Annotated in this window: 4 protein-coding genes; all 4 read right to left on the minus strand. The window is 31.4% G+C overall.

The window, feature by feature from the left end; genetic code table 11:
• The coding region (locus GH681_RS22585; RefSeq protein ID WP_153163751.1) for a hypothetical protein at window positions 1-235 on the minus strand (235 nt) is incomplete at its 3' end.
• Between the two features lie 1,116 nt (window positions 236-1,351).
• Entirely contained in the window at window positions 1,352-1,894 is a 543-nt protein-coding gene (locus GH681_RS22590; RefSeq protein ID WP_153163752.1) for a hypothetical protein, read from the minus strand.
• A 38-nt stretch (window positions 1,895-1,932) separates the two neighbouring features.
• Window positions 1,933-2,685 (minus strand): hypothetical protein, encoded by a 753-nt coding sequence (locus GH681_RS22595; protein WP_153163753.1) that lies wholly within the window; start codon window positions 2,683-2,685, stop codon window positions 1,933-1,935.
• A gap of 29 nt (window positions 2,686-2,714) precedes the next feature.
• Window positions 2,715-3,119: NUMOD1 domain-containing DNA-binding protein (locus GH681_RS22600; RefSeq protein WP_228112039.1), on the minus strand; the 405-nt coding region annotated here is incomplete at its 5' end.

The raw sequence follows: 3,119 nt of genomic DNA on the forward strand, positions 1-3,119 counted from the left end.
CATAAGTATGAGTAAACTGTCCTGGAGCTTCATATAAGTCTTTATAAACAATGCGTAAAACATATCTGTGACCGATAACAACAGTAGCACTAGTTAAATCAATTTCGATTTTCTCTTGAACTGGTGCAACATAATCACCTTGTACATACGAAGGTTTAGAAGCTTTTTGAATGGCGTTAGAATATTCTACCATTCTCTTTGTTGCAGTAGTACCGTTGGGCAGAGTAATTGTCATATTATCCCCAGCTACACCTACATAAACAGTAGATGCATTTACTGCATTAGCAGCAGTTGTAATTAGTGCTTTATTCTAGTCAAATAAAGCAACGTCCCCTTTATCCAAAGCATCTACAGTAGTATAGGCTGTAGGGCATTTCTTTCCGATTAATACGGTATCAACGCGTGTAATCATAGTTTATATAAAAATAATTAATTGTTAGACTTAGCGCTAGTCTAGTTTGTCCTTCTACTTTCCTTATTTCAGATTTCCAGGTCAGACAAACGCATTAATTTATTTGTTATTCCATTGAAGCAATTTCGTTGGAATAAGCATTATAGTGCTACATTGGTTTAGTAGCAAGATAAATCTAGATTGCCATTTTCACAATTTCCATATGTGTATGTTCTGGCAAATCTGTATATTCGGTATTAGTAATATTACTTGAATTAATTTTAGATGGCTTAGCTAAGTATGTAATCTCATATTCACTTACTTTATATTTACCGTCTGTGTATAATATTACATTATTATCTTGAATTAACTTTAAAGGTCTAGCTTGACAATATTTTAATTTGTGTTCAGATAGTGAATTACTTAATTGTCTATCTAATGTTTCAATTGTAGATTCTAACGTATCTGTATACTTAACTATATATGCACCTAAATCGTCTTTTTCCCAGCATTCGTTAGGATATTCATCACTCGGCTGTATACCAGCAGTATCTCCAAGTAATAATACATAATCATCTGGTAATTCTACTGAGTATGAGTTTCTAACTCCTTTAATTATCTAAGTGTTAGAATAGTTCTTTTTACGAACTAAAGTACGCAAATCATCTATACGCTTTTCTGTCTACTCAAATCCTTGAGCTTTAAAGTTAATACCTGAGTATCTTGTTTTATAAAATTTATCAATTGCCTCATTAATGAATGATATAATAGTGTCTGAGGATAGCTTATCCTTAATAACTAAATTAGGATCCATTAACTATAGCCTACGTTCAAACTCGATTTGAAATCCACGATTTGTCATAATCATTCATCTATTTGGTTCAACTGTGATTTAGTCTATATTCTCTTAGACTCAATATCTTCTAATGCTAGTTCTACAGCTCTGTTAATTACTTCAAACTACATATACTCTGGTATTTCACTCATACCTTCAGCTGGTAAGTCTTCTATCTTAGTAGGAAACTTAATATAGGTAATATCTACAGAATAGCTATTACTACTCATAGCTAAGTAATCATAATAGATATATAGAGTATTATCTTCTATTACAGCTACTGGATCTTCTATCCAAGGGTTGTTATTGTAAGTCTTCTTGAACTTAGTAGCGTCAGAATGATCTATTAATTTTATAGTAGCTTTGTTACTATTGAAGTTTAACACTGCATCTACAAAGAACATTCTGTCACCATTGAATAAGTTAGTAACATAACATCTATTTGAATTTGTTTCAGTATTAGCAACAACGTTAACATCTGTACGTACTAATTTTTCTAAGTCATGAATACGTTTTACAGATCCTTCAAAGCTAGTCTTTAAGTAGTTATTACCAGTAAACTTATTACTGATTTCTTGGTATAAACCTTGATCTAACCAGTAATCTATTTCTTCTGGTAAGAAAGCAGGACAACCCCCAAAGGCTACGCTTTGAGAGTTCTTGTCCATTGCTACTTTAAAATATGAGTGAAATTGTTCTCTAGTCATTATTTAGATTTTATTTCAGACATAATACTTAAGTAAATATCTTGATTCTTTTTGTCTTTCAAATATGCAATTACATCTTCAAGACCGTTACCAATAAGATCAGTACCAAAGTAATATGATGCTCTGTTCTTACGAATAATATTTTTACTTAAAGCTTCTTCAATTACAAAGTTAATTTCTTTATTAGGATTATCTACCCAAATTCTAATAAATCTTGCTGGATCAGCTTCTACGTTTTCACCAAGTCTAGCTTCAACTAATTCATTAGACATAGTGTCAGCTTTAACTCCAAATAGTCTAAGACATTTGCGCATATCTTCAAGACTCATCTTATCTAATGCTCTATAAGCATCACGTTTAACTTTGTTAGCTTTATTAATTTGTTCTGCTTCAGCTTCTTTATTTATAAGTACATAATCAGTAGATGGAGTTACTTTATCAATGCCATTTGCTACTCTCTTATGTCCTAATAGGAATAAATATTGCAATTCTCCTTCAGGTCTATCAGTATTAATTACTAATTCTTTCTTACCAATCTTAATTGCAAATGTATCCCAAAATGTACTATCAGGATCTAATTCTCCTTCAGCTTTACCCATTTTCTGTTCTAGTTCTCTAGCTTTGTCTCTGGTTAACCCTGTGTAACGGCTACCAGATCTTGTCCAATAGGAACCCAGATAATCAAAACAATTGGACCATTTTACTAATCCAGTCCAAGGATTCTGTTTAGTTATTCTAACGATTACTTCCATAATATAATTATATATTAGATTGTTCAGTTTTATAAACTTTCTTTTAATTCTCTATTCATATTATATAAAAGAACTTTTTGATGAGTTGTAAGTTCTTCTATCTTTTTATCAGGACAATTTTCAAGATTATTATAAAATTCTTCCGCTTTTTCCAATGTTGAAAACATTTTGAAACTGTTTGTCGTATCCCAAACTATATAATCACGGTTTACGTTTTGATCATCATAAGACCAAATATATTTTAAATTTGACCAACTTCTAGAGGAAGATGGATTTCCATATTCACCTTGTAATTGCCGTTGGATAGATCTGCGATCACAACCTGTAGATCTGCTAGCTTCCATAATACTAGGATATTCTGCAATAAGTTTAGCTGTTTCTTTATCGAATTGCAATACGTTTTTGGCAACTTTCATACCATTGGTTCTAGCGTT

The sequence above is a fragment of the Zoogloea sp. 1C4 genome (assembly GCF_009469605.1).
GTDB classification, from domain to species: domain Bacteria; phylum Pseudomonadota; class Gammaproteobacteria; order Burkholderiales; family Rhodocyclaceae; genus Zoogloea; species Zoogloea oryzae.